General features: G+C 74.7%; 20 protein-coding genes. 16 read left to right on the top strand and 4 right to left on the bottom strand.

Translation table 11 applies throughout. The features are described 5' to 3' along the window. Nucleotides 1-625: 625 nt before the first annotated feature. Nucleotides 626-1,339 carry a response regulator gene (locus tag O4J56_RS01900; RefSeq protein WP_270683284.1) on the top strand — a complete coding sequence of 238 codons (714 nt, stop codon included), beginning with the start codon at nucleotides 626-628 and terminating at the stop codon, nucleotides 1,337-1,339. Here the strand turns inward: O4J56_RS01900 and fabG are convergent. Both fabG and O4J56_RS01910 read right to left on the bottom strand, forming a co-directional pair. Further along, nucleotides 1,285-1,989, bottom strand: coding sequence for a 3-oxoacyl-ACP reductase FabG (gene fabG / locus O4J56_RS01905; RefSeq protein WP_270683285.1), 705 nt, complete (start codon nucleotides 1,987-1,989; stop codon nucleotides 1,285-1,287). The two genes, O4J56_RS01900 and fabG, sit on opposite strands and share 55 nt — an antisense overlap. A 143-nt stretch (nucleotides 1,990-2,132) precedes the next feature. Next, entirely contained in the window at nucleotides 2,133-3,200 is a 1,068-nt protein-coding gene (locus tag O4J56_RS01910) for a 3-oxoacyl-[acyl-carrier-protein] synthase III C-terminal domain-containing protein (protein WP_270683286.1), read from the bottom strand. A gap of 365 nt (nucleotides 3,201-3,565) precedes the next feature. Here O4J56_RS01910 and O4J56_RS01915 point away from each other — a divergent pair, with 365 nt between their 5' ends. From O4J56_RS01915 to O4J56_RS01940, 6 genes are all read left to right on the top strand, one after another. Beyond that, complete coding sequence (locus tag O4J56_RS01915) at nucleotides 3,566-3,838, top strand: acyl carrier protein (protein ID WP_270683287.1); 273 nt, start codon at nucleotides 3,566-3,568, stop codon at nucleotides 3,836-3,838. Then, nucleotides 3,831-5,054 carry a beta-ketoacyl-[acyl-carrier-protein] synthase family protein gene (locus O4J56_RS01920; protein ID WP_270683288.1) on the top strand — a complete coding sequence of 408 codons (1,224 nt, stop codon included), beginning with the start codon at nucleotides 3,831-3,833 and terminating at the stop codon, nucleotides 5,052-5,054. The genes O4J56_RS01915 and O4J56_RS01920 overlap by 8 nt, the downstream gene beginning before the upstream one ends. Further along, entirely contained in the window at nucleotides 5,051-6,250 is a 1,200-nt protein-coding gene (locus O4J56_RS01925) for a beta-ketoacyl synthase N-terminal-like domain-containing protein (RefSeq protein ID WP_270683289.1), read from the top strand. Before O4J56_RS01920 ends, O4J56_RS01925 begins: the two co-directional genes overlap by 4 nt. A gap of 64 nt (nucleotides 6,251-6,314) precedes the next feature. After that, entirely contained in the window at nucleotides 6,315-7,295 is a 981-nt protein-coding gene (locus tag O4J56_RS01930; protein WP_270683290.1) for an AfsA-related hotdog domain-containing protein, read from the top strand. 69 nt (nucleotides 7,296-7,364) lie between these two features. Further along, nucleotides 7,365-8,057 (top strand): HAD family hydrolase, encoded by a 693-nt coding sequence (locus tag O4J56_RS01935; RefSeq protein WP_270683291.1) that lies wholly within the window; start codon nucleotides 7,365-7,367, stop codon nucleotides 8,055-8,057. Between the two features lie 108 nt (nucleotides 8,058-8,165). Then, nucleotides 8,166-8,393 carry a hypothetical protein gene (locus O4J56_RS01940; RefSeq protein ID WP_270683292.1) on the top strand — a complete coding sequence of 76 codons (228 nt, stop codon included), beginning with the start codon at nucleotides 8,166-8,168 and terminating at the stop codon, nucleotides 8,391-8,393. A 33-nt stretch (nucleotides 8,394-8,426) separates the two neighbouring features. Here O4J56_RS01940 and O4J56_RS01945 read toward each other — a convergent pair whose 3' ends face one another. Continuing rightward, nucleotides 8,427-9,911 carry a SulP family inorganic anion transporter gene (locus tag O4J56_RS01945; protein ID WP_270683293.1) on the bottom strand — a complete coding sequence of 495 codons (1,485 nt, stop codon included), beginning with the start codon at nucleotides 9,909-9,911 and terminating at the stop codon, nucleotides 8,427-8,429. Nucleotides 9,912-10,259: 348 nt separating this feature from the next. Here O4J56_RS01945 and O4J56_RS01950 point away from each other — a divergent pair, with 348 nt between their 5' ends. Beyond that, nucleotides 10,260-10,640 carry a hypothetical protein gene (locus O4J56_RS01950; protein ID WP_270683294.1) on the top strand — a complete coding sequence of 127 codons (381 nt, stop codon included), beginning with the start codon at nucleotides 10,260-10,262 and terminating at the stop codon, nucleotides 10,638-10,640. An 86-nt stretch (nucleotides 10,641-10,726) separates the two neighbouring features. On the opposite strand, the gene O4J56_RS01955 is transcribed toward O4J56_RS01950, so the two are convergent. Beyond that, the gene (locus O4J56_RS01955) at nucleotides 10,727-12,163 is read right to left on the bottom strand and encodes an MFS transporter (RefSeq protein WP_270683295.1); all 1,437 of its coding nucleotides are present in this window, start codon (nucleotides 12,161-12,163) and stop codon (nucleotides 10,727-10,729) included. Nucleotides 12,164-12,296: 133 nt separating this feature from the next. Here O4J56_RS01955 and O4J56_RS01960 point away from each other — a divergent pair, with 133 nt between their 5' ends. From O4J56_RS01960 to O4J56_RS01995, 8 genes are all read left to right on the top strand, one after another. Next, on the top strand, nucleotides 12,297-13,514 hold the full coding sequence (locus O4J56_RS01960; RefSeq protein ID WP_270683296.1) for a cytochrome P450: 1,218 nt from the start codon (nucleotides 12,297-12,299) through the stop codon (nucleotides 13,512-13,514). Next, nucleotides 13,511-14,188 carry a TetR/AcrR family transcriptional regulator gene (locus tag O4J56_RS01965; RefSeq protein ID WP_270683297.1) on the top strand — a complete coding sequence of 226 codons (678 nt, stop codon included), beginning with the start codon at nucleotides 13,511-13,513 and terminating at the stop codon, nucleotides 14,186-14,188. The genes O4J56_RS01960 and O4J56_RS01965 overlap by 4 nt, the downstream gene beginning before the upstream one ends. A gap of 110 nt (nucleotides 14,189-14,298) precedes the next feature. Continuing rightward, entirely contained in the window at nucleotides 14,299-14,499 is a 201-nt protein-coding gene (locus O4J56_RS01970; RefSeq protein ID WP_270683298.1) for a ferredoxin, read from the top strand. Then, entirely contained in the window at nucleotides 14,496-15,719 is a 1,224-nt protein-coding gene (locus O4J56_RS01975) for an NAD(P)/FAD-dependent oxidoreductase (RefSeq protein ID WP_270683299.1), read from the top strand. Before O4J56_RS01970 ends, O4J56_RS01975 begins: the two co-directional genes overlap by 4 nt. Nucleotides 15,720-15,927: 208 nt before the next feature. Beyond that, nucleotides 15,928-17,148: a cytochrome P450 gene (locus O4J56_RS01980; protein WP_270683300.1), complete on the top strand. Its 1,221-nt coding sequence runs from the start codon at nucleotides 15,928-15,930 to the stop codon at nucleotides 17,146-17,148. 156 nt (nucleotides 17,149-17,304) lie between these two features. Next, the gene (locus tag O4J56_RS01985) at nucleotides 17,305-22,842 is read left to right on the top strand and encodes a DUF4132 domain-containing protein (protein WP_270683301.1); all 5,538 of its coding nucleotides are present in this window, start codon (nucleotides 17,305-17,307) and stop codon (nucleotides 22,840-22,842) included. A 165-nt stretch (nucleotides 22,843-23,007) separates the two neighbouring features. After that, nucleotides 23,008-23,664: a DUF5701 family protein gene (locus O4J56_RS01990; protein ID WP_270683302.1), complete on the top strand. Its 657-nt coding sequence runs from the start codon at nucleotides 23,008-23,010 to the stop codon at nucleotides 23,662-23,664. A gap of 205 nt (nucleotides 23,665-23,869) precedes the next feature. Next, nucleotides 23,870-24,412, top strand: coding sequence for a GNAT family N-acetyltransferase (locus O4J56_RS01995; protein ID WP_270683303.1), 543 nt, complete (start codon nucleotides 23,870-23,872; stop codon nucleotides 24,410-24,412). The last annotated feature ends 906 nt before the right edge of the window (nucleotides 24,413-25,318 follow it).

Here is a 25,318-nt window from a genome sequence, read left to right on the forward strand (position 1 = left end):
CCCCGAGGTCACCCGGATTCTGCTTCGCGAAGGGATTTCGCATTTCCATTCGCGGCGTCCGGATGGAATATAGGGGGTCGGCGCGCATTCCCCTTCGCGCCGTCGACACAAGTATCAGCGCACCTGCAACTTAAGTCGCACCTTTGCGCACCTGCACCGGGGCGGGCGCAGTGGCGCAGTTCACATCGGCCCGATTAGCCACCGTGCTAGGCTTTCGGCGGTGCCATTGCAGGACAACGGGCATCCGCCCCGCTAAAGATCATGTGAATGCATCGTCCGCACTCGAGAGGAACGAGGAATCACACTTCAGCGGCTCTCTCCCACCGTGAGTGAAACCCCGAACCCCGTCCGTTATTTTAACCCGGAACGACATTCCCCGGCCACCCCTCACCGAATGCGGGACCCCGGTCACGCTCCGGAGCCCGTCCTCGGAGACCGGGTCTCCCCCCGCCTGCCCTCCGGCCCCTGAGTCCGGCCGGACGGGGCCCAGCCGACCGTCCCCGGCGCGCCCCGTGCTCCCCCTCGCCGGCCCCGCGGGCCGTCCGCTCCCCCGTATCCCCATCCCGGCGTGCCCGCCACGGCACGGCCGACCGATCGTCTGTCGAAGTAGTCAGGGGGCAGGAAGATGAATCGGATAAGGATCCTCATAGCCGACGACCACACACTTCTGCGCAACGCGCTCGCCGAACTCCTCCGGTCCGAGGAGGACTTCGAGGTCGTGGCCGGGGCCGCCGACGCCTCGGAGATGATCCGCATGGCCGAGGAGACCGTCCCGCACATCGTCCTGATGGACCTGGAGATGCCGGGCAACGGGCAACCGGCCGCCGTCGTGCGCCGCCTCCGCGAGCGCGTCCCCACCGCGCGGGTGCTCATCCTGTCGATGCACGACAGCCCCGCCCTGGTGCAGTCGCTGCTGCCCCTGGGCATCCGCGGCTTCCTGCACAAGACCGTCACCCACCAGGCGCTCACGGCGGCGGTCCGGGACGCCTGCGCCCCCGGCAGCCACGTCACCCTGTCGCTCTCGGCCGAGAGCCTGGCCGCACCGCACGCGGCCGACGGCGGCGACGAGGTGCTGTCCGCCCGCGAGCGCCAGGTGATCGAGCTGGCCGCACGCGGGATGAGCAACCAGCAGATCGCCCGGCGCCTGGAGATCGTGGAGGCGACCGTCAAGCGCCACATGCGCAACATCTTCGACAAACTGCAGGCGCGGTCCCGGGTGGAGGCCGCCAACAAGGCGGTCGAACGGGGGCTGATCAGCTCGCCCGTGGCGGCCGCCCGGTCCGCTCACACGCCCATCCCGATCCCGCCGCCGACCGGCAGCACCGCCCCGGTGATGTAGCCGGCCTCCTCGCTGGCGAGGAAGCGCACGGCCGCCGCCACCTCCTCGGGGGTGCCGGTGCGGCCGAGCGGGGTCATCCGCATGGTCTCGCGCATCCGCCGCTCGCTCAGCCCCCGGGTCATGTCCGTGTCGATGATCCCGGGGGCGACGAGGTTCACGGTGACGCCGCGCGACCCCAGCTCCCAGGCGAGCGAGCGGGCGAACCCCAGAAGGCCCGTCTTGGTGGCCGCGTAGTTGGTCTGGCCCGGGGACCCCAGGAAGCCCAGGGCCGAGGAGAGCAGGACGACGCGCCCCCGGCGCGCGGCGATCATGCCGCCCGCCGCCGCCCGGGCGGTGCGCATCACCCCCGTCAGGTTGGTCCGCAGCACCTCCTCCATGGAGGCGTCGTCCATGGCCGGCAGCAGCCGGTCCCTGGTGATCCCGGCATTGGCGACGAGCACCTCGACCGGGCCCTGCCGCTCGGCGACCTCGGCGAAGGCCGCGTCGACCGACGCCTGGTCGGTGACCTCGCAGGCCACGCCGAGCAGCCCGTCGGGGGCCGCGCCGTTGCGCACCCCGACGGCCACCCGGTCCCCGTCGGCGGCCATGGCCCGGGCGACGGCCAGGCCGATCCCCCGTCCCCCTCCGGTGATGAACACCGAACGCGCCATCCCACTGCCTCCTGTCTGCTCCCGGGGACCGCTTCCCCGGGGTCGGCTCGGTGCCGCGCGGTCCTCCCGCGCGGCGGTTTCGGCGCCGCCCGGCGGGGCGGCGCACGGGGCGGTCCGGGGGGCGGCGCCCCCGGCCGCCCCGCTCAGCGCTGCGGCGCCTGGAGCACCAGGCACGACCAGGTGAACCCGGCGCCCGCGCTGTACACGAGGGCGACCTCGCCGGGTTCGAGCCGGTCCCCCTCCAGCAGGTCCGCGACGCCCGCCGGCGTGTCCCCGGCGCCCAGGTGGCCGGTGTCGGCCCCGACATCGACCAGGTCGGCGCGCAGGCGCTCGCGCAGCAGCGGGATCCAGGACCCCTCCAACGTCTTGCGGCCGAAGCGGGGCAGCAGCGCGCGGCGGATCCGCCCGTCCGCGGCCTCCAGCCCCGCCCGCTGCAGGGCCTCCTCGGTGACCCCGACGATGCTCTCCTCGTTGACCCGGGCGAACCCCTCGCCGCCGTGGCGGCGCAGGTAGTCGCGTTTGGTGGCCCGCATGTCCACTCTGGGCCGCAGGTCCCGGGCGGCCTCGGCGAAGGCGTCGGACCCGCGGTGCATGGCCTCAAGCTCGGGCGCGGCGACCGTGGCCATAGCCAGCACGGCCAGCGGCGTCTGCGGCCCCACCGGGCTGCGCAGCACCAGCGCGGTGCCGCCGTCGCCGTAGCCGACTCCGTAGTCGCTGGCCCAGCGGTCGAACCCGGGGCCGGAGAACCGGTCCCCGGTGGTGGACAGGCCCCACACGGCGGCACCGGCGCCCGCCTCTCGGTCCCGCTCCCCGGCGCGCGCGGCCAGGCGCGCGCCCACCAGGTCGATCGCCGCGGCGCCGCCGTTGCACACCTGCTGCACGCCGAACGGCACCGCGCGGTGCGCGCCGACCCGGTGGGCGATGTAGTGGGCGGGGGACCACAGGTCGTGGCCCTGGTAATACATCCACGCGTGGCAGACGGTGTCCAGCTCCTTGCCGTCCACCCGCGCGCGGCGAAGCGCCTCGTCGGCGGCGGCCGCGGCCATGTCGGGCGCGCTCAGGTCGCGGGAGGCGGGCAGTTCCCGGTGGCCCACCTCGTGGGCCTGGCGGGGCGTCATGCGGCCGGCCTCGACGGCGGCCTCCGCCCGGTCCCGGTGCTCGGGCAGCAGCACGGCGGCGGCCTCGATCCCGACGGCGGGGCTCGGCGTCATCGGCACATCTCCTCTCCCTGGCGTCCCGGTCCGCGGCGTGGTCCGCGGCGCGGCACGGTGTGCACGGGTCGTGGCGACCATGCTGGGCGCGGCCGATGAAAGCCCGATCAAAACGCCATGAAAAGGAGCACGGGAATCGCCGGAAGTAGTAGTCGGGAATTGCGCCCCACCCCTCGGGGAGCACCCGCCTGCCACTTTTGTTCATCTTGCCGCCGAGGCCCCGTGCGGATTCGATGGAGGCGTTGCGGAAAAACGGGGGGACGAACGGATTCCGCAGCGTCATCCACCGTGCACGGAATGGCATGTGCGCGGGATACGGCGTTCCGCCCCCATCTCACCGATTCCCCGCACTCTGGAGGAGACAGATGAGTGGCACCGGGCTTTCCGAGGACCTGCGCGGCCGTGTTCACGCGATCGTCGCCGAGGTCCTGGAGGTCGAGGCGGACGAGCTCACCGAGGAGAGCAGCTTCGCCGAGGACTTCGAGGCCGACTCGATCCTGGTCATCGAGATCTTCTCGCGCTTCGAGCGCGACCTGGGGATCAAGATCCCGCAGGAGGACCTGACCGAGCTGGACGACCTGCCGGCCGCCTACGCGCTGGTGGCTCGGTACGCGACCGCGGAGCCGGCCGGTGCGTGAGCGGGGCGGCCGCCGGGTCGCCGTGACCGGCATGGGGGCGGTGAGCAGCCTGGGCATGGGCGCCCGGGCGTTCACCGCCGCCCTCCGCGAAGGGCGCTCCGGCATCGGCCCGATCCGGCAGTTCGACCCCGAGGGGTTCGAGCGCACACTCGCCGGTGAGGTCGCCGACTTCCGGCCGCACGAGCACCTCAAGCGCATCACACCCGAGGAGTGGGGCCGCAGCGGCCGGTTCGCCGCCGCCGCGGCGGCGATGGCCGCGGCCGACGCAGGCCTGGCGCCCGAGGCGCCCGCGCTGCGCGACGCGGCGAGCTGCTTCGGCACCACCAACGGCGAGTCGCAGATCATGGAGGACCTGGCGGCGCGCGCCCTCGAGGGCGGTGCCCCGGCCCTGGGATCCGGGCACGCGGCACGCGCCGATGCGGGCGGCATCGCCGCGGCGGCCTCCGCCGAGCTGGGGCTGGGCGGGGAGGCCGTGGTGTTCGGCACCGCCTGCGCCGCCGGGAACTACGCCATCGCGCACGGGTACGACCTGGTCCGCAGCGGCGAGGCCGACGCGGCGGTGTGCGGCGGCGCCGACGCCTCCAACCGCGCCACGCACGCCGGGTTCCACCGCCTGGGCGCGCTGGCCGAGGACGTACCGCGCCCCTTCGACGCCCGCCGGGACGGCATCGTGACCGCCGAGGGCGGGGCGGCGCTGCTGCTGGAGCCGCTGGAGGACGCGCTCGCCCGCGGGGCCCGGGTGTACGCGGAGGTCCTGGGGTACGGCATGACCTGCGACGCCGTGCACATGACCAACCCCGACGCCGACTCCATCGCCGAGTGCGTCCGCCTGGCCCACGCTGACGCGGGGGTCCGGCCCGGGGACGTGGGCTACATCTGCGCCCACGGCACCGGGACGCGGGCCAACGACTCCACCGAGACGGCCGCGGTGCGCGCCGTCTTCGGCGACCGGCCGCCGCCGATGAGCTCCATCAAGTCGATGCTGGGGCACACCATGGGCGCCGCCGCCGCGTTCGGCGCCGTCGCCTCCTGCGCCGCCCTGCACGAGGGGTTCCTTCCGCCCACCGCCACGGTGCGGGACGTCGACCCCGAACTGGGGCCCGGCGCGGACCCGGTGCCGCAGGCCCGTCCGGGGCGCCCGCGGGTGGTGGAGAACCACGGATTCGCCTTCGGCGGCAACAACGCGATCACCCTGTTCGGAGAGGTCCGCCCATGAACCCGACCGCATCGAGATCCCCGGTCCGGGCCCCGGAGGCCGGACAGGCGGCACGGCGCCCCGTGGACATCGTCGCCTGCGGGGCCGTCTCGCCCGTGGGGCTCGGCCTGGCGCCCCTCGCCGCTCCGGGCGGCCCCGGCTTCGCGGTCGGGAACGGGGCCGCCGAGGGCGCGGGCACCGCGGAGTACCCGCCGGTGCGCGTGCATCCGGCGGCCTACGACCCCGCCGGGATCCTCGGCCGCAAGGGGCTCGGCAAGCTCACCCGGACGGACCGGCTGGCCATGTCCGCCTGCGCGCTCGCGCTGGAGGACGCGGGGCGGACCGCCCCGGCCGACCGGACCGGCATCGTCCTGGGCGCCTCGGTCGGCAGCGCCGAGACCGTGCTCGGGTTCCTGCACGACACGTTCACCCAGGAGCGGCCCTACCTGGTGTCGCCGTCGGACTTCCCCGGGACGCTGATGAACTCGGCGGCCGGGCGGGCGGCCATCCGGAACCGGCTGACCGGGCTGAACGCGACCGTCTCGGGCGGCCCGCTGGCCGCGCTGCACGCCCTGCGCTACGCGCGCACCGCGCTGCTGAACGGGCGCGCCGACCGGCTGCTCGCGGGCGCGGCCGAGGAGCTGTCCCCGCAGGCGGCGTGGATGCGCCACGGGGAGCTGGCGCCGGGGGCCGCCCTCGGCGAGGGGGCGGCGGTGTTCGCCCTGGATGCCCCCGGCGCGCCGCACACGGAGGCCGAGGGGGCCGGTGAGCCGCTGGGACGGATCCTCGCCTGCTCCATCGGGTTCGCCGACCCCGCGCAGGGGTCGGACGCGCCCGCCCGCCGCCTGGCCGCCTGCGTCGGGAACGCGCTGGCCCGGGCCGGGGCGGAGCCGGGGGACGTGGCGCTGGTCGCCCCCGGCGGCACGGCGCGCGCCGCGCAGGCCCCCGTCGAGCGGAAGGCACTGCACGCCGTGTTCGGCGGGCGCCTCCCCCAGGAGCTGGACGCCGCCGAGAGGCTCGGCGACACCAACGCCGCCGGTGCGGCACTGGCGCTCGCCGCGGTGCTGGCCCGGTGGCGCGAGGAGGGGCCCGACCCGGCCTCCGGGCGCCTGGCCCTGATCACCGCCGTCGGTCCGGACGGGTCGGTGGGGTGCCTGCTCGCCCGCCGCCCCCTCCCGGACGGCCCCGGGCCGGACACCTCCCGCGCCCGCGACTGACCCGACGGCCCCGGCCGTACGACGGCCCCGACCCACCCGCGGAACCCACCCACCAGGAGGACCCGTGCCCACACTGACCGCCGCACCCGCCACCGCGGACCTGAGCGACGAGCACACGGTGCCGCGCAGCCTGGTCCACCGCTGGTCGCTGTCGGAGGTGTTCCTGACCGACTCGCGGGCCGTGGGCGAGGGCCGCTTCGCCGCGGCCGCCCAGCTGCCCCTGTCCCACTCCTACTACCGCGACCACACCGGCGGGTCCGGCTTCCACGACGCGCTGCTGGTGCTGGAGGCCTGCCGCCAGTCCGTCACCTACGCCGCCCACCTGCACGAGGACGTGCCGCGGGAGACCACGTTCATGGTCACCGCCTGGTCGCTGGCGGTCTCCGACGGCGACGCGCTGGCCTGCGGCGAGCGCCCCGGCCGACTGCGCATCGACGGGCGGGTGACCGGGCGGCGGCACCGCGCCGGGCGGCTGCGCTCGATCGACTTCGCCATGGAGCTGGAGCTGGACGGGCGCCCGCTGGGGCGGCTGACCATGGACGTCGGCTGCACCCCGACCGACCAGTACCTGAGGCTGCGCCGGATGCAGCGCGGCGCCGAGGTGCCCACCGCCTTCACCCTGGGGGCCGACCCGGCGGAGACGCCGGTGGACCCGGCCGACGTGCGCCGGCTCGACCCGGGCAACGCGGTGCTGGACGGCGTCGCCTTCGACGACGGCGACGGCGACGGCGTCTCGGTCTCGGCCGCGCTGAGCCCGCGCACCTTCCGCAACCGCAGCATGTACGACCACCCCTACGACCACGTGCCCGCCATGGTGTTCAGCGAGGCGGCCCGGCAGTGCGCCCTGCTGCTGTCCGGCGGCGCGGACGCCGCCGGGCCCGGCCGGGTGCTGTGGCTGGACGGCTCCTTCGAGAAGTTCGCCGAGCTCGACGACGCCGTGCACCTGTCCGCGCGGCCCGACGGCGGGGACGGGGCGGACGGCTTCCGCATGCGGGCCGTCCAGCAGGGCGACACCGTCGCCGAGATCGCCCTCGTCCTCGGCTGACCCGGCCGGCCGAACCGTCCTCGGCCGGCCCCGCCTCCCCTCATCACGGCCGACCCGACCGGAGTACCCATGACGACACAGCGCACGGCCTTCGCCTTCTACGACGTCGACGAGACCCTGATCTCCATCAAGAGCATGTTCGACTACTACGACTTCTTCCTGGAGGCGGTCGGGCACCCGCCTGAGGAGCAGGAGCGCCTGCGCGCGGAGGCGCGCGGGCTGATCCGGCCCGGCCTGCCGCGCAAGGAGGGCAACCGGCTCTTCTACCGGCGGTTCGCCGGATACAAGGTGGAGCAGGTGGCCGAGATCGGCCGCGACTGGTTCCGCGGCCACATGGAACGCGGCGGCCTCTTCCACGGGGACGTGCTCGCCACGCTGCGGGAGCACGTCGCCGAAGGGCGCACCGCCGTGCTGCTGTCGGGGTCGTTCTCGGCCTGCCTCGACCCGATCGCCGAGCACGCCGGAGCCGACACCGCCGTGGGCACCCTGCTGGAGGCCGAGGACGGCGTGTACACCGGCGGGGTCCTGCGGTCGATGATCGGGGACGGCAAGGAGAACGCGGCCCGCCGCCTGATGGAGCAGGCGGGGGCGGAGCCCGCCGAGTGCCACGCCTACGGCGACCATGTCTCCGACGCCGGGCTGCTGGGGCTCGTCGGCCACCCGGTGGCGGTCGGCGCCGACCCGAAGATGGCGGAGCTGGCCGAGGAGAACGGCTGGGGCAGGCTCGCGGGGGTCCCCGAGCAGCCTGAGCCGCGCCGTTGAGGACGGGCTGGTGGGCAAGGCGGTCATCGACCTTGTCGGCGCCGACGAGCGCCGGTACCGCGTCGGTCTCGGAACCGGCGCCGGGCCGACACCGATGGGAGGCAGATCGTGGTTTCGACCGTCGAGGGTGCCGCACCGGCACCGGCCGGGCGCGGCTTGGAGAGCGGCCGCGCGGAGGCGTCCGCGTGGCTGCTGCTGAAGATCCTCCGGCACCGGGGGATCACCGTGGAGGAGCGGGCCCGCGAGCGCATCGTGTCCTGCACCGACGTGGACACCCTGGACGCCTGGGGCGACCTGGCGCTGAGGGTGTCGTCGTCGGAGGAGCTGTTCGCCTGAGACACGGCGCCCCGGGCCCGCCCCGGTGCCGCCTTACCTGGCCTCGACCATCAGGCCGCTCACATTGCTGTGCAGGGCCGCGCTCGGGGCGTTGAGGCCGGTGAGCGCGGCCTCCACTCCGTTCTTGCGGAACCGCTCCACCGCCTGGTCCAGGGCGGCGACGGCGGAGGCGTCCCATACGTGGGCGCCCGACAGGTCAATGGTGACCGCGCGGACCCCGGGCTCGGCGAAGTCGAACCGGTGCAGCACCTGCTCGCGGGAGCCGAAGAACAGCTCGCCGTGCACCGAGTACACGCGGGTGCCCCCCTCGGGGTCGAGGACGCTGGTGACCTCGGCGACCACGGCGGCGTTCCGGGCGAACAGCGCCATGGAGGCCAGGACCCCGGTGCCCACGCCCAGCGCCAGGTTGTGGGTGGCCAGGATGATCCCGGCGGTGACCGCCATGACCAGGGTCTCGCTCCACGGGAGCCGCCGCACGGTGCGCGGGTGCAGGCTGCGCCAGTCCACCGTGGTGGCGGCCACGTAGGCCATCACCGCCACCAGGGCCGCCATCGGGATACCTGCGACCAGGCCGTCGAACACCGTCACCAGGGCGATCAGGAACACCCCGGCGAACAGCAGGGACAGCCGCGTGCGGGCGCCGGAGCGCACGTTCATCACGGTCGGGCCGACGGTGGCGCACCCGGGCATGCCGCCGAAGAGGCCGGACAGGATGTTGGCCCAGCCCTGGCCGCGGGCCTCGCGGGCCTTGTCCGAGCCGGTCTCGGTGTAGTCGTCCACGAGCTTGGCGGTGATCAGCGACTCGATCAGGCCGACGAGGGCCAGGGTGAGCGCCGTGGGGGCGATGACGCGCAGCGTCTCCCAGCTGAGGGGGACGTCCGGCAGGAAGGGCACCGGCAGGCCGTCCGGCAGGCGCCCCATGTCGCCGACGGTCGGCACGTTCAGGCCGCCCGCCCAGGCGGCCGCGGTGAGCAGGATGATCGCCGCGAGCGGCGCGGGCACCGCCCGGGTGAGGCGGGGCAGCAGCACGATGACGGCGAGCCCCGCGGCGATCATGGCGTAGACGGTCCACCCGTCGCCGGCGAAGTAGGGGATCTGCGCCGCGAAGATCATGACCCCGAGCGCGTTGACGAAGCCGGTGACCACGCTGGAGGGGACGAAGCGCATGAGCCGGGCCGCGCCCGCCAGCCCGAGGGCCACCTGGAAGGCCCCGGCCAGCACGGTGGCCGCGAGCAGGTGGTCGACCCCGTACTCGCGCCCGAGGGGCGCCACCACCAGGGCCATCGCCGGGGTGGCGGTGGAGATCATCGCCGGGCGCCCGCCGAGGAAGGCCAGCGCGACGGCGAGGATGGTGGCCGCGTACAGGCCGACGCTGGGATCGACACCGGCGATGATCGAGAACGAGACGGCGTTCGGGATCAGGGCCAAGGCCACGACGAGCCCGGACAGGGCCTCGGTGCGCAGCACCGACAGGCGCGGGAGCGTGGCCCGCCGCCACGCCGTCCTGAGTGTGGTCATAAGCCGCTCACTTTCGGGCAGCTCGGTGTGACCGCCAGCGGCGGTCGGCCGGACATCGGTCAAGGGGACGGGACGCGGGCCGAACGGCCCGGAGCAAAGAGAAGGAGTTTCGCACTACGGCACGAAACTCCCGCGGCGAGACACTACCCGCGACCGAACCCGGAGGTCACACGGTCACCTTGAGGCGGTATTCACAGCAGGGAGGGGCGCATCGGGGGCCGGAGCTGTCGTATCCTCCCCGGCTTTTGGACCCTGCGGACATGCACCCCGAATACCCCATGACCGGCAGAGACCGACCAAATGGACACCCAACGTAGTTTGTCAGTGCCCCTCGGTAGTTTTCGCGGCATGCCGAAGATCGAGCACGAGTTCCTCACCGAGCTCTTCCAGAACGACCCGGATCTGGTGGTGGAACTCGTCAAGCAGGAGGCGGGCGAACGACTGCCCCACTTCACGAAAGTGACGCTGCAGAGCAACCGCGTCAACCGACTGGAGGACATCGTGTCTGCGAAGACCTACGGCTTCACGTCACCGTTCACCGAACGCTACGTCGAGCAGGGACGCGCCGACGCCACCGCACGGATGATCCTCAAAATCCTGCGGTCCCGCAGGATCGAGACCGACACCACCACACGTGAGCGCATCACGGCCTGCACCGACCTGGACACCCTCGACCACTGGGCCGACCGCGCCTTCACCGTCTCCTCGGCCCAGGAGCTGTTCGACTGACGGATGACGCGGGTCGGGCTCCCCTTCCGGAGAGTTCACGATGATCCGCCTTTGAGGGGGAGGGGCCGTCGGCCCCTCCCCTGTTCTCACGGCCGTGGACGCGCCCCCGGGATGAGGGCGGCCACCAGCAGTGCCACCACCGCGGCCCCGGCGCCCATCGCCATCACCGTCTGGAACGCCCCCTGGGACGGCACCGCCGTGCCCGCGAAGTCCACCGTCATGTGCGCCAGCACCACACCGGCCACCGCGCTCGACACCGACGTCCCCACCGACCGCATCAGGGTGTTCAGGCTGTTCGCCGCCGCCGTCTGGGACACCGGGACCGCCGCCATGATCAGGGCCGGCATCGCCCCGTAGGCCAGCCCGATACCGCAGCCGATCACGCTCGACACGGCCACCAGCTCCCAGAGCGACCCCATCAGCACGGTCCCCAGCCCGTACCCCAGGGCCACCACGACCGCACCGGCCATCAGCGTCACCTTGGGCCCGGCCGCCCGCGAGATGCGCGAGGACACCGGCGCCATCGCCATCATCACCAGCCCGGACGGCGCCATCACCAGGCCGACCGTCAGCAGGTCGCGCCCCAGCCCGTGGCCGGTGGCCGCCGGGAGCTGCAGCACCTGCGGCAGGACCAGCGACATCGCGAACATCGCGAAGCCGAACACCACCGAGGCCGCGTTGGTCGCCAGCACCTGCGGGCGCACCGTCGTGCGCAGGTCCACCAGCGGGTGCGCCGTGCGCAGCTCCCAGGCGCCCCACAGCGCCAGCACCACCGCGGCGGCGGCGAACAGCCCGAGCACCGTCCCGCTCGTCCACCCCCAGTCGGCGCCCTTGGACACGCCCAGCAGCAGGCACAGCAGACCCGCCGACAGCCCCAGCGCCCCAACCGGGTCGAAGCGGCCGCCGCTGCGCACCGGCGACTCCGGGACCGCGGCGACCACCAGGACGGCGCCGAGGACGCCGACCCCGGCGGCGGTCCAGAACAGCGCGTGCCAGTCGGCGTTCTGCACCAGCAGCGCCGCCGACGGCAGTCCGAGGGCGCCGCCCACGCCCAGCGACGCGCTCATCGCGGCGGTCGCCGCGCCCAGCCGGTGCGCCGGGACCGTGTCCCGCATGATGCTGATGCCCAGCGGGATCACCCCGGCCGAGGCGCCCTGGAGCGTGCGGGCGACGATCATCGGCGCGAGGGAGCCGCTGAGCGCCGCCACCACCGATCCGGCGACCATCAGCCCGATGCTGCCGAGCAACACCCGCCGCTTGCCGTACATGTCGCCCAGCCTCCCGGCCACCGGGGTGGCGACGGCGGCGGCGAGCAGGGTGGCGGTGACCGCCCAGGCGGCCTGGGCCGGGGTGGTGTGCAGGTACTCCGGCAGCCGGGGCACGATCGGCACGATCAGGGTCTGCATCAGCGAGACCGTGACGCCGGCGAACGCCAGGACGGCGATGACGGCGGTCGGTCTCGACGCGGCGGGCGCCTCGGCGGGGGCGGACGTCGCGCCGTCGGCCTGCGCGGCCTGGGACATGGAGGGGCCTTCCGTGACGGCGGCGGTCGGAGTACTCGGAGTGCGGCGAACTTTTAAAGCAGTCGCTTGACTTACTGTAGCCCCGGCGGTTCACTGGGCGCGTACCCCGCCCCCACGGAACGTGAGGAAGGCCATGGAGAAAGACGCCGAGCAGGTGCTCGCCTACCCGATCCCCGCCCCTTCGGCGCTGGAGCCGCCGTCCGAGTGGGAACGGCTGCGCTCGGAGTGCCCGGTCGCCCGGGTCACCCTGCCCTCCGGGGACGGGGCCGCGCTGGTCACCCGGTACGAGGACGTCAGGAGCGTGCTCGCCGATCCGCGCTTCACCCGCCGCCTCACCGGCGAGGGCGCCGCCCGCATCGCCGCCAACGAGTCGGGCGGGGTGTTCAACAGCGACATGGCCTCGGCCGTGCCCGACAGCGGCGAGGGCCACCAGCGCTGGCGCCGCGAGGTCGGCAAGTGGTTCACCGCCAAGCGCATGAACGCGCTGCGCCCCGGCATCCGGGAGATGGCCGAACGGCTCATCGACGGCATGGTGGCGGAGGGCGCGCCCGCCGACCTCAAGGCCCACCTGGGCTTCCCGCTGCCGGTCTGGGTGATCTGCGACCTGCTCGGCGTCCCCGAGTCCGACCGGGACCGGTTCTCCTACTGGTCGGACACCCTGCTCAACCTCACGCGCTACACCGAGGAGGAGATCTCCGCCGCCCAGAAGGAGTTCTTCGCCTACATGTCCGCGCACATCGGGCGCCGGCGCACCGACCCGGGCGACGACCTGCTCAGCGCGCTCATCACGGGCCCGGACGGGGACGGCGCTCGGCTGACCGACATGGAGCTGGTCGCCACCGGGATGGGCCTGCTCGTCGCCGGGCACGAGACCACCGCCAACATGATCGGCAAGATGGTCGCGATGCTGCTGTCCGACCGGAGCCGGTGGGAGCGGCTGCTGGAGGAGCGCGGCCTGGTGCGCACCGCCGTGGAGGAGGCGCTGCGCTTCGACGCCAACTCCGGCATCGGCCTGCCCCGCTTCATCACCGAGGACGCCGAGATCGGCGGCGAGACCGTTCCCGCCGGGACGACGGTGATGTGCGCGATGGCCGCCGCCAACCGGGACCCGGGGGCGTTCGAGGGCGCCGACACGATGGTGCTCGACCGCCTGCCCAACCAGCACATCGCCTTCGGATCGGGCGCGCACTCCTGCCTGGGCCAGGCGCTGGCCCGCACCGAGCTGCAGGTGGTGCTGGAGGTGCTGCTGGACCGGCTGCCCGGCCTGGACCTCGCGGTCCCCGCCGATGAGCTGCGGCGGGTCGACGGGCTCGCCGTCGGCGGGCTGGCGACCGTCCCGGTGAGGTGGTGACCGTGCCTCCCGCCGCTTCCCGGTACGAGCGCTCCGAGTCCACCCGCGTCGCCATCATGGACGCCGCCGAGCGGCTGTACGCCGAGGAGGGCCTGTTCGCGGTCTCCAACCGGCAGGTCAGCGAGGCCGCCGGGCAGGGCAACAACGCCGCGGTCGGCTACCACTTCGGCACCAAGGCCGACCTGGTGCGCGCCATCGTGCGGCGGCACACCGACTCCGTCGAGGAACGGCGCATCGCCATGGTCGGCCGGGTGCGCGGCTCGGACGACACGCGCGCCTGGCTGGCGTGCCTGGTGCGGCCGGTCACCGAGCACCTGGACGGACTGGGGGTGCCCACCTGGTTCGCGCGCTTCAGCGTGCAGGTCATGGCCGATCCGGTGTTCCGCCGGATCATCGTCGAGGAGGCGCTGTCCGCACCGTCGCTGCGGGAGATCATGCACGCGCTCGACATGCGCACCCGTGGGATCCCCGACGAGGTGCGCAGGGAGCGCGGGGACATGTTCCGCCACCTCATCCTCAACGTCTGCGCCGAGCGCGAGCGGAACCTCGCCGCAGGCCGCCCCACCCTCCGCGGCACCTGGGACGAGGCCGCCACCGGGCTGGTCGACGCCCTGCACGGGCTCGTCCTCGCGCCCGTCTCCCCCTCCGGCGGGGCGGCCGGGTCGGGGGCCTGACCCGCCCGTCCCCGCCCTGCGCACCCGAGGAACGCATCCCCCGCCGCCCCGGCCCGCGGTCCCGGGCCGGAATCCCGGAAACACAGCCGCCGAGCAGGTAAGGAGCGACCGTGAAGATCACCGTCGATGAGGACAAGTGCTGCGGCGCGGGCCAGTGCGCCCTGATCGCGCCCGAGGTGTTCGACCAGCGCGACGAGGACGGGGTCGTGGTGCTGCTCGACGCCGCCCCCGGCGAGGAGCACCACGGCGCCGTCCGCGAGTCGGCGCAGGTCTGCCCCGCCGCCGCGATCACCGTCGACGAGGACGCGTGAGCGCCTCGCCGCGCGTGGTGGTCGTCGGCGCCTCCGCGGCCGGACTCGCGACCGTGGAGGCGCTGCGCCGCAAGGGCCACGCGGGCGCCGTCACCGTCGTGGGCGCCGAGCCGTATGGGCCCTACGACCGGCCGCCGCTGTCCAAGCAGGTCCTGGCCGGGGCCTGGCCCCCGGAGCGCACCCGCCTGCGCACGCCCGAGGTGCTGGACGGGCTCGGCGCGGAGTGGGTGCTGGGCGACCCCGCGACCGCCCTCGACCCGCTGTCGCGCACCGTGGCCACCGCGTCCGGGCGCGCGGTCGTCGGCGACGCCGTCGTGGTCGCCACCGGGGCGCGGCCCCGGACGCTGCCCGGCCAGGAGCGGCTGAAGGGCGTGCACGTCCTGCGCACCCTGGACGACGCGGCGGCCCTCCGCGCCGACCTGCTGGACGGCGCCCGGAGCGGGCGCGGGCGCCTGGTGGTGGTGGGCGAGGGCGTGCTCGGCGCCGAGGCCGCCGCCACCGCGCGCGGGCTCGGCCTGGACACCACGCTGGTCGGGCCGCAGCGCGTGCCGATGGAGGCCCAGCTGGGGCCGCTGGTCGGCGGGCTGTTGGCGGACCTGCACCGCACCGAGGGGGTCCGGCTGCGGCTGGGCACCGCCGTGGCCGGGATCGCCGACAGCGGAAGCGGGCGGGTGCGCGGGGTCCTGCTGGACACCGGCGAGGAGCTGCCCGCCGACACGGTGCTGGTGGCCGTCGGCGCCCGCCCGGAGACCGACTGGCTGGAGGGGTCCGGCCTGGAGGTCTCCGACGGCCTGGTGTGCGACGCGCACTGCCGCGCCGCCGAGGGCGTGTACGCGGTCGGCGACGTGGCCCGCTGGCACCACGAGGGGCTGGGGCGGAGCCTGCGCCTGGAGAACCGCACCAACGCGGTGGAGCAGGCGGGCGCGGTCGCCGGGGCGGTCCTCGGCGACGAACGCCCTTACGCCCCCGTCCCCTACCTGTGGACGGACCAGTTCGGCGCCAAGATCCAGATCCACGGCCTGCCCTCGGCGTCGGCCGAGGCGGAGGTGGTGGAGGGCGCCCCCGGGGACGGCCGCTTCGTGGTCCGGTTCAGGCGCGGGAACCGGACCGAGGGGGTGCTGGGCTGGAACATGCCCAAGCAGGCGCGCCAGTGGAGACGCGAGGTCTCCGACGCCTTCGCGCCCCCGCCCCCGGTGCCCGGCTCCCCGGTCGCCGGGTGAGAGGGGCGGGACCGCCGCATCCCACGACCGGCGCCGCCGTCACGCCCCGACCCGTCCGGGCCGGGCGTCGGCGGCCTCTCGGACACCCCTGATGCGCGGCTCCGGCCCCGATGGGGCCGGAGCCGACGCCGATCCCCCATCCGTGCGCCGCTCCCCCGCCGATGCGGCGCGCCGCCGCAGACCCACGGAACGACCACTGGAGTGCGCGATGACCGACACGGCCGCCACGAACACCGCCGACCTCCCCGAATACCCCGCGCCCCGGGACGCGGCATGCCCCTTCGACCCGGCGCCGGCCGCCCGTGCCGAGCAGGCCGCAGGCGCCCTGCGCCGCGTCCGCATGCCCACCGGCCAGGCCGTCTGGCTGGTGACGGGGCACGCCGAGCAGCGCACGCTGCTGGGCGACGCTCGCCTGAGCTCCGACGTCACCAACGAGAACTACCCCCTGCCCGTCGACCGGCCGCGGCCGGAGGAGTCCTCGGTCGGCTTCATCCTGATGGACGACCCCGAGCACGCGCGGCTGCGGCGCATGGTCGCCTCGCCGTTCACCGTGAAGCGCGTGCAGGCGCTGCGCCCGGCCGTGCAGCGGATCGTGGACGAGCGGATCGACGCGATGCTCGCCGGTCCGAACCGGGCCGACCTGGTGCAGGACTTCGCCCTGCCGGTGCCGTCGCTGGTGATCTGCGAGCTGCTCGGCGTGCCCTACGCCGACTACGACTTCTTCCAGCGCAACAGCGCCGCCGTCATCAACCGCGACACGCCCCTGCCCGACCGGGACGCGGCGATGGGCGCGCTCTTCTCCTACCTGGCCGGGCTCGTGGACGACAAGGCCGGCTCCCCCGCCGACGACGTGCTCAGCGGCCTCGCGCAGCGGGTGCGCGACGGGGAGATCGACCGGAACGAGGCCGCCAAGATCGGCGTGCTGCTGCTCATCGCCGGGCACGAGACCACCGCGAACATGATCGCCCTGGGCACGGTCGCGCTGCTGGAGCACCCGGCCCAGCTGGAGCGGGTGCGCGAGGGCGACGAGGCGACCGTCGCCTCGGCCGTGGAGGAGCTGCTGCGCTACCTGACGGTGATCCAGAGCGGCCTGCGGCGGGTGGCCCTGGAGGACATCGAGGTCGCCGGGGAGACGATCCGCGCCGGGGACGGCGTCCTCCTCGGCCTGGAGCTGGGCAACCGGGACGCGCGGGTGTTCGAGGACCCCGACACCCTCGACGTGCACCGGGGCGCACGCAACCACTCGGCCTTCGGGTTCGGCGTGCACCAGTGCCTGGGACAGCAGCTCGCACGCATGGAGCTGCAGGTGGCGTACGGGACGCTGTACAAGCGCATCCCGTCCCTGAAGCTCGCGGTGGACGCCGCGGAGCTGCCGTTCAAGCACGACGGCCAGGTGTACGGCGTGTACGAGCTGCCCGTGACCTGGTAAGGACACCGCGAACCCCGCCCTCCCGGCCGGGAGGGGATCCGGCCCCGCCCCGCCCCCTTCCGGCCCGGCGCGCACCCGGTGAGACCGAAACGTCACCGCGCCCGTCCAAGATCACGGCTGGAGGACCGACGGCGACGGCGAGGAGACGGGCACCGCATGGGCTGGATCGAGGTCGGGGACGGGGGCTCCGTGGCGCTGCGCGGGGTCGGGCGCGACGCGGAGCCGGTGTACCGGGGTGCGCAGGGACGCGAGACGGCCCGGGTACCCGCCAAGGTGAAGAAGGACCCGCACGTCGCCGCGCTGCTGGAGGTGCGGTCCTGGCTGGGCCGGCACGACCGCCGGGCACGGGAGCGCGTCGGCCACTGGATGCTGCGGTCGCTGCCGGTCCCGGCCGGGCTCCTCGGCGCGCTGTGGCCCGACCCGGTGTGGCGGCGGGCGCTCGACGGGCTGGTCGTCGCCCCCGTCACCGACGATGGGCCCGACCTCGCCCGCTGCGCGCTGCTCCGCGACGCCGACACGGACAAGGGCGCCTCCGGTGTCGGCCTGGACCGCGAGCCGGTGCGCCTGGACGCCGACCGCCTGCTCATCGTCCATCCCGTCCTCCTCGGCGACGACCTGAACGCGTGGTGGCTGCTGGCCCGGTCGCTGGGCGCCGAACAGGGGACCGCCCAGCTCGGCCGCGAGGTGTGGCGCCGCCCGCCCGGCATGGACCGCTCCACGGCCCGGTTGCGGGTGCCCCGCCGTTTCGAGTACGAGCAGGGCTGGGCGTTCGAGAAGCAGGTGATCGCGCTGGGCGGCCGGATCCGCGGCGAGTCCGCCCGCTTCTCCGTCACCGGCGACGCGCGCGGCGGCGAGGTCGGCCTCACCGTGGACCTGCGCTGGCAGGGGCCGGAGGCCATGGTGTCCGTCGACGCCGTCTCCTGGTCGTGCCCGGGTGAGCGCATCGACGACACTGCCTGGTCGGAGGGGGTGCGCACGCTGATGGAGCTGTACCGGGCGCGGACCGCCGCCGACCACGGGGACCCCGAGCCCGAGGAGCTGTACGAGGCGGCCTGCGAGGAGCGCACGGCCGCCGATGCGGACCGGGCCGTCGGCAGCGGCATCGCCCCCGCGCCGCGCACACGCGCGTCGGTGCTCGCCGACCCCGAGGGCGTCGTCCCGGGCCGCCCCGCCGACGGGGACGGGAGCGAAGAGCGGGGCGAGGACGCGCTGGTCGCGTGCCGCTTCGTGCACCCGGCCCTGGACGAGCCGGTCGTCGTCACCGCGCCCCGGTCCGAGCTCGACGCCGACCGGGCCGCGCTGTCCGTGCTCGGACTGGTCCCGGCCGGGGAGACCCCGGCGGGCGCGGTGCGCACCCGCCCGCCGGGGTTCCTCGCCCGCGCCCTCGACCGGCACCCCGCCCGGCGCGACCTCGTCGTCGGACTCCTGCCCGAGCTGCGCGCGAGCGCCGAGCTCGCCTCAACGAAGCCCGGCCGGGCCCGAGACGCAATGCTCAAGACCGCCGCCCGGCTGGAGGCGCAGGCCCCCGAGCTGCTGACCCTGTTCTACGACGAGTGCGCCGCCGTCCAGGCCCGCGTGGGCAGCGACACCTACGCCGCCGGGTTCTTCAAACTCGCCCGGGAGGCCGAGTCCCAGGGGCACCACCCGGTCGACGAGGCCGAAGTCGTGGACGCCTACCTGGGCTTCCCGCTCGGCGACCGGGCGCCCGGCACGCTCAAGGCGCACGCCGCCGCACTCGCCGCCCGCCTGGCCCCCGGCCCCGCCCACGCCTGGCAGCGCCGCCTGGCCACCGCCTGGTCCGAGGCGGGCAGCCCCGCCTCCGGCCACCTGGCGACCGGCCTGAAGACGCTGGCGCAGGCGGCCGGACGCACCCCCGGCGCCTCCGGCGACCCCGACGAGGACCGGGCGGACGCCCGGGCGGTGCGCGCGCTGGCCGAGGGCGGCTCCCTGGAGCAGGCCGGGCCCGAGGTGTGGGAGTTCTTCGGCCCGCTGCTGGGCGCCGAGGCCCGCTCCGACCCGGCCTTCCTCGCCGTGCTGGCCACGCGGCTGCCCGAGCCCGCCCGGGACAGCGCCAAGGCGAGGACCGCCGCGGCCGGGGCCCTGGTCGGCGCCCTCGCCGGGACGGGCTCGGCGGCGCCCTTCACCGACTCCGGGGTGTCCGGCCCGGATGTCCTGCGCTGGCTGAACGGCTTCCTCGCCCGCTACAGCGGGATGACGCCGCCCGTGGACGGGCTGGAGGACCTGCTGCGCGACGCGGGGGCACGGCTCCGCGCGGAAGGGCTGGAGTGCGAGGTGCACAGGGCCATGGACGCCCGGCCCGACACCCTCCTCGACCTGGGCCTGGTGAGCCTCCTGCTGTCCTGCGGCGTCCCGGTGGCCCCGCCCCGGGCGGTGGGCGGGCTGCGGCTGGCGGGCTACCTCGACACGGCCCGTGGGCCCGACCTGTCCGCGATGGCGGCCGACCCGGTCTGGGGCGCGCTGCTGCGGGAGGCGGTCGACGGCAACCGCCTCGGCACGCTCGCGCTGGGCCGCCCGCACGAGAACCCGGCCCCCGGCGGGAAGCGGCGCGGCGCGGTCCCCGTCTCGCTGTCCGCCTCGCCCAAGGCCGCCAAGGCGCTGACGAAGGTCCCGGGCGCCGCCGACACCCTCGCCGGCCTGCTCCGCGACCACGCCGACCGCGCGGTCGACGGGGGCCTACCGGACCTCTACACGGCCGTGCGCGACATCGACCGGTTCACCCTGCACGGCGCCGTGCCCGCATGGGTGAAGAAGCACGCGCGTGCCGTGATCGCCGCGGCCGACCCGGCGCACGCACTGGCCACCGCCCTGCGCGGCGGGCTGCTCGACGAACTGGCGCTGCCGCACCTGGCCGGAGCGGTGGGCCCCGGGGCCGCCCTGCTCGAGAGCGGGCCCGACCTGATCCTGACCGAGTACCCCTCCGGCGACCTCCGCCGCGACGCGCTGTGCCGGTCGCGGGCCGTGCTGCCCGACCGCCTCGGCCCCGAGACCGTCCTGCCCTTCGCCTTCGACCGGGCGACCACCCTGCGCGACACCTGCTTCGCCGTGGTCGGGGACGCCGTCGTCGCGGCCGAGCACGGCGGCCCGCACTGTCCGCACGACCCCGCCGACGTGCTTCCCCCGACCCGGCACCCCGAGGCGCGGACCCGGCCCCCGGCCGAGGCCGAGCGGGTGCGCTTCCCTGGCGCGGACGGGGAGGCATCGGTGCACCGTGTCGGCGCCCGGCAGGTGGAGCTGCGAGACGCCGACGGGCGCGCCATCGGCCGCTACCGCGTGGGGTCCGTCTGGGTCCGCCACAACGGCATCGGGCTCGTCGCCTCCGGGCTGATCACGACCGGACCCCTGACCCACCGGTACGCGGCGGGGACCGGTCTGGTGCTCCCGCCGGGCTGGTGGTCCCGCATGTCGCCGCGCGACGAGGCCGGATCGCGCGCACTGCGGGCGGCCGACGACGCCCTGGCCCGCCGTTTGCTGGACACCGTGCACGCCGGTCTGGCGGCGCGCATCATCGAGGCCACCGACGCCGACGCGCTGCTCGAACGGGCCGAGCGGGCCGCGCTCGTCCACGAGCTGGCGGGGCTGGTGCGGGCCGTGCTGCCGGAGGTCACCGACGAACGGCTGCTGCTGGGCGTCGCCGCGGCGGTGTGGACCGCCGCCGAGTGCCGTGACCGGCTGGTCGGGCTGGCCGAGCGGCTGAAGCTGCCCGCCCCGGCGAACGCCGGAACCGCGCCGGCCGCGCCGCCGGGAGCATCCGCCGCCGTTCCCGCCGACGCGGAAGGCGGGGCCGGGGCCCCCGGAAGGCCCGGGGCGTCCGGAGCGCGGACACCCCTCACCGTGGACGTCCCCGCCGCACGCGGGACCCGGTCGTCCCGCGCCGCCGCTTACGCCCGCATCGCGGAACTGGGCCCACGCGCGGCCGCCCTGCCCGCCGCGCCGTACACACCCGTCGCCGAGTTCGACGCGGAGGCGATCGGCGACGGGGCCGCCGTCGTGGGCCGACTGGGACGGGCCGCGCTGCGCGCCGCCTGGAGTCCGCACGAGGCCGCCCGCGCGTCGGCCGTCGACAACCTGCGCGACCTGGCCGAGACACCCGCGATCGCCGCCGCCGACGGGACATGGCGCATGGAGTGGCGCAGCCGCTACCGCGGGATGGAACCGAACCGCGCATACGCCCTCGGTGGCGGCGCCGCGTTCCTGCTCGACCGCCACTGGCACGGGATCGGGAGCTCGGCCTCTCGGATCGCCGCGCTGGTGCACACCTCCTCCCCTGGCCCCGGGCGGGGGTGCTGGGGGGACGCGCTGCGCCTGTCCGTCGCCGCCGACCTGGTGGAGGACCGTGGACCCGCACCGCACCGAGCCGCAGGGGTGCGCGCGTTCAGCGAGGCCACTGGGGTCCCCCTCGCCCAGGCCGCGGTGCTGCTCTCCCCGTTCGCCGACTTCCGTGTACCGGCCTCGCCGCCCGTGAACCTCCCCTGGGAGGCGGTGTGGCGGTCCGACGCCGACCACTTCACCGAGCTGGGCCTGAGCGAGACGGAGGTCGGCGTCGCGCGGACCGCGCTGCTGCCGGAGCTCACCGGCGGAGACGAGCATGACGCACTGATCGAGGCGCTCGTCCCCGCCGACCCCGTCCGCCTGTGGGACGTGGGCCCCGACACCGGGGCGGCCGTGCGCCTGTGGCTCGACCGGCACCCGCGGTGGGCCCCGGTGCCCGACGCGATGTGGCGCCGCACCCAGGCCGACCGCGCTCCCGTCCGCTCCGTCGCGGGCCTGCTGAGCGAAGGCCGGCCGCTGCGCGCGGAGGACATCGACGGCGCCGGACGGGCCGCCGTCTCATCGGCCTACCGCGCCCCGGCCGGGGCACCCGCGGCCCTGGTCGCCTCCCGCATCCGCGAGCTGCGCGCGCTGTGCACCGACCCGGCGGTCCTGGTGCGCGTCGGCACGGGGGTGCGCAGTGTGCGGCGCGTGGAGGACACGTTCGGAGCGGGTGTCCGGCCGCTGGACGATGGTGCGCTCGCGGTCACCGGCGCCGTGCGGTTGACGCCCGGCGGCGACGGCTACGACGCCTGGCTGGCCCCGGCGGCGCTGGACGGCGGCGCCGATCCGCGCCTGGACTCTCTGAAGTCGCTGCTCACCCCCGATCCGCCGCAGGGCCGTCGGGGACCACGTCCCGTGCCTCCGGCCGCGCCGCCGATCCTCGACGAGGTGCGGTTCCTGCTCTCGGACGGGAGCGCACGCCTGGCCGACGAGGTCGGGGCCGCTTCGGGGTGGCGCCAGGACCCGCTGGTCTCGGCGCCCGGCCTGGTGGCCGAGGTGGCGGAGGCCGAGCAGCTGAGCGAGGACGCCGCCCGGTTGTACCTCCAGGTCATCGCGCTTCCGGACCCCGCCGACGCCGATGTGTGCGTGTGGAACGGGTGGGAGGAGGACCGCCGCGCCGCCGCGGCGGAGGAGTTGGGCGGGGACCTCGTCGTCACCGGCACCGACCGCCCCCGGAGCGGTCGGACGCTGTTCGCCCCCGGCGGGTGGAGCACCTCCCCCGTGCCGGGCGGGGTGGAGACCGCCAAGCTCCACGGCCTGCCCGGGGCCGCGGGCATGCTCGCGCGGCACCTGCCGACGGTCCCCATGGCCGAGCTGTTCTCCCGGGCCTGGCACGCCCGCCGGGGGCGTCCGGCCGGCTGAGGCCCCGCCCGGTGCGGCCGGTGCGGCCGGAGGAATTCGTCGCCGATCACGGGAACATCGGCGGCGCTCGCGCCGTTGAGGAATCCGCGACCGGGGCCGGGTCCCGTGGGCCGTGCCCGCCGGGCGGCCGGTCGCCGCCCCCCGTCCGCGAGAACGAGGAGTTCTGTGACCGTAGAATCGCCCACCACCACGCTTCCCCCGCTGCCGTCGCTCGCCGACCAGGCGGAGCGGCTGATCGGGCTGGGGGTGCACGAGCGGGCGGAGGTCTCCGCCGACGACGTCCGCGCCTTCGCCGAAGCGTCCGCCGCCGGGAACGACGGCGCGCTGCTCGCCGTCCACCCGGACCGGGCGCCCGCATCGGCGCTCGCGCCGCTGCTCCGGCGCGGTGACAAGCCCGGATTCGTCGTCGGCGACATGACCGACGTCGACCGTTTCGCGCCCGTCGGCATCGAGCCGCCCGACGCCCCGCTGTACCTGCTCACCGGCGTGGACCGCGGCGACCGCATGTCCAACTGGAGCCCTGAGGAGGCCCTGCCCGAGCTGGAGAGGGAGGGCCGGTCGCCGCTGCTGCTCACCGAGGGCATCCACTGGGTGCTGCAGCAGCCGGAGGCCCTGGACCGCAACCTGTGCTTCATGACCATCGGGTCCCGGCTGCGCAAGGACAACGGGAGGTTCGACTCCCGGACCCCCGCCATCTGGATCAGCAACGGGACCGGGAGGGACGGCAAGGAGCGGCGCGACGCGCCCAAGGTCGGCTGGTGCTGGTGGGGCAACCGCCACACCTGGCTCGGGTTCGGGTCCGCCGTGGACCGCCTGGTCTGAGCCGTGCACCGGTCCGGAGCGGGCCGGTCCACGGCAATGCACGGCAGTGCACGGTGGCGCGTGCCGACGGGGGCGTCCCCGTCGGCACGCGCCCTGCCCGGGGCCTGGCGCACGGCCCACGCCCCGCGCCCCCTGTCCACATTCGGACGTTTTTTCCGTTTTATTCGTATAGCGGGCGAGGTGTCCGATCGGATAGAACACTGCAATGCTCAAAGGAACCAAGGTCGGCCTCCGGGCCCGGCATGACGACGACATCCCCGTCCTGCTCGCCGAGCTCTACGACGACGTCGTCAACGGGTCCCGCGCCGACGGGCAGCCGTGGCGGCCGCTCACGCCCGGGACCAGGGACCGGCGGCTCGTCGTGGACGACTCCAACCAGCAGACCGTGCAGTTCTCCGTGGTGGAGCTGGAGGGCGGGACGCTGATCGGGACCGCGGTGCTCGCGGGCATCGACCCGCACCACCGGTCCGCGCACGTCGGACTGGGCCTGCGCCCCGCCCACCGCGGAAAGGGCTACGGCACCGACGTGGTCGCGGCCCTGTGCCACTACGGCTTCACCGTGCGCGGCCTCAAGCGGCTGCAGATCGAGACGCTGGCGGACAACTTCGCCATGCTGCACGCCGCCGAGCGCAACGGCTTCGTCCGCGAGGGGCAGACCCGCTCCTCGGCCTGGGTGATGGGCGAGTTCCTCGACGAGGTCGTCCTCGGCCTGCTCGCCGAGGAGTACACGGCCCGCAAGGAGGGCTGAAGCGGCCGAACCGCGGGAGGCGGGGGCCGGGCCGCACGGCCCGGCCCCCACGACCGGGGTGCTCCCGGCACCGGTTTCACGACCAAGCCAGAGCCAGGCCTCCGGATGATCTCCGCGCTGCCCTGGAGCGCACTCCCGGCGCCTGCGTGGCCTCCGACGAGGTCTATAGCCGCAGCACCAAGCCGGTGCATTACCGGTGTATTCCCCTGGTTGATGACGCTGGCACGCCAGGTGGCGGTGCCTGGGCGCCACTGGCGAGTAGCGAGTCCCTCTAACAGGAAAAAGGCATTGCGGGGCTGGACAAGCACCAGATACAGACATGGGCCTCCTGGCACCAGTAGAGCCTGCTGCCCATGGTCACCTACGCATTCACGGCCGCCTGCCTCGTGCAGGCGCCCCACCGCCACCCGACTCCGCAAGGGCTCATGCCGCTGACTTGCAAAGAGATTACCCGCTTGCTCTACTCCCTATTCGGATCCGAGTCCACTCCGGGGCAACTGCCGGCTTGGTCAGTGTTCAGACTCCAAACAGGAGCGGGCCGGGAACCGCCACTACAACAGACAGCACGTGAATCATAACAGAAAGGATCTACACCTGGAGGGTCAGGCGGCTAGTTCACGATGGAGACGCCTGAAGAGCAGCTAGCGGGAGCTAATGAGCTACTCCACATTAAAAGAAGCGGATTTTCCCCGCCCTGGCGTCCGCATATACCCTCTCAGCGGTCACCGCCGGATGCTAGGAACACGAGACTACTTGCCCACTGCACAACGGTCTATCATTTACGGAAGTCAGGCCTGCGCAGGGAGCACCACAATAGCAAGGCACCCCGATGACGGCCTTGCACTCACACCAGGCCACAGAGACTATTTGGAGTGAGACACATTAGTCACCAGAACGTCCCGAAGC

It is taken from the genome of Nocardiopsis endophytica (genome assembly GCF_027706725.1).
GTDB classification, from domain to species: Bacteria; Actinomycetota; Actinomycetes; order Streptosporangiales; family Streptosporangiaceae; genus Nocardiopsis_A; species Nocardiopsis_A endophytica.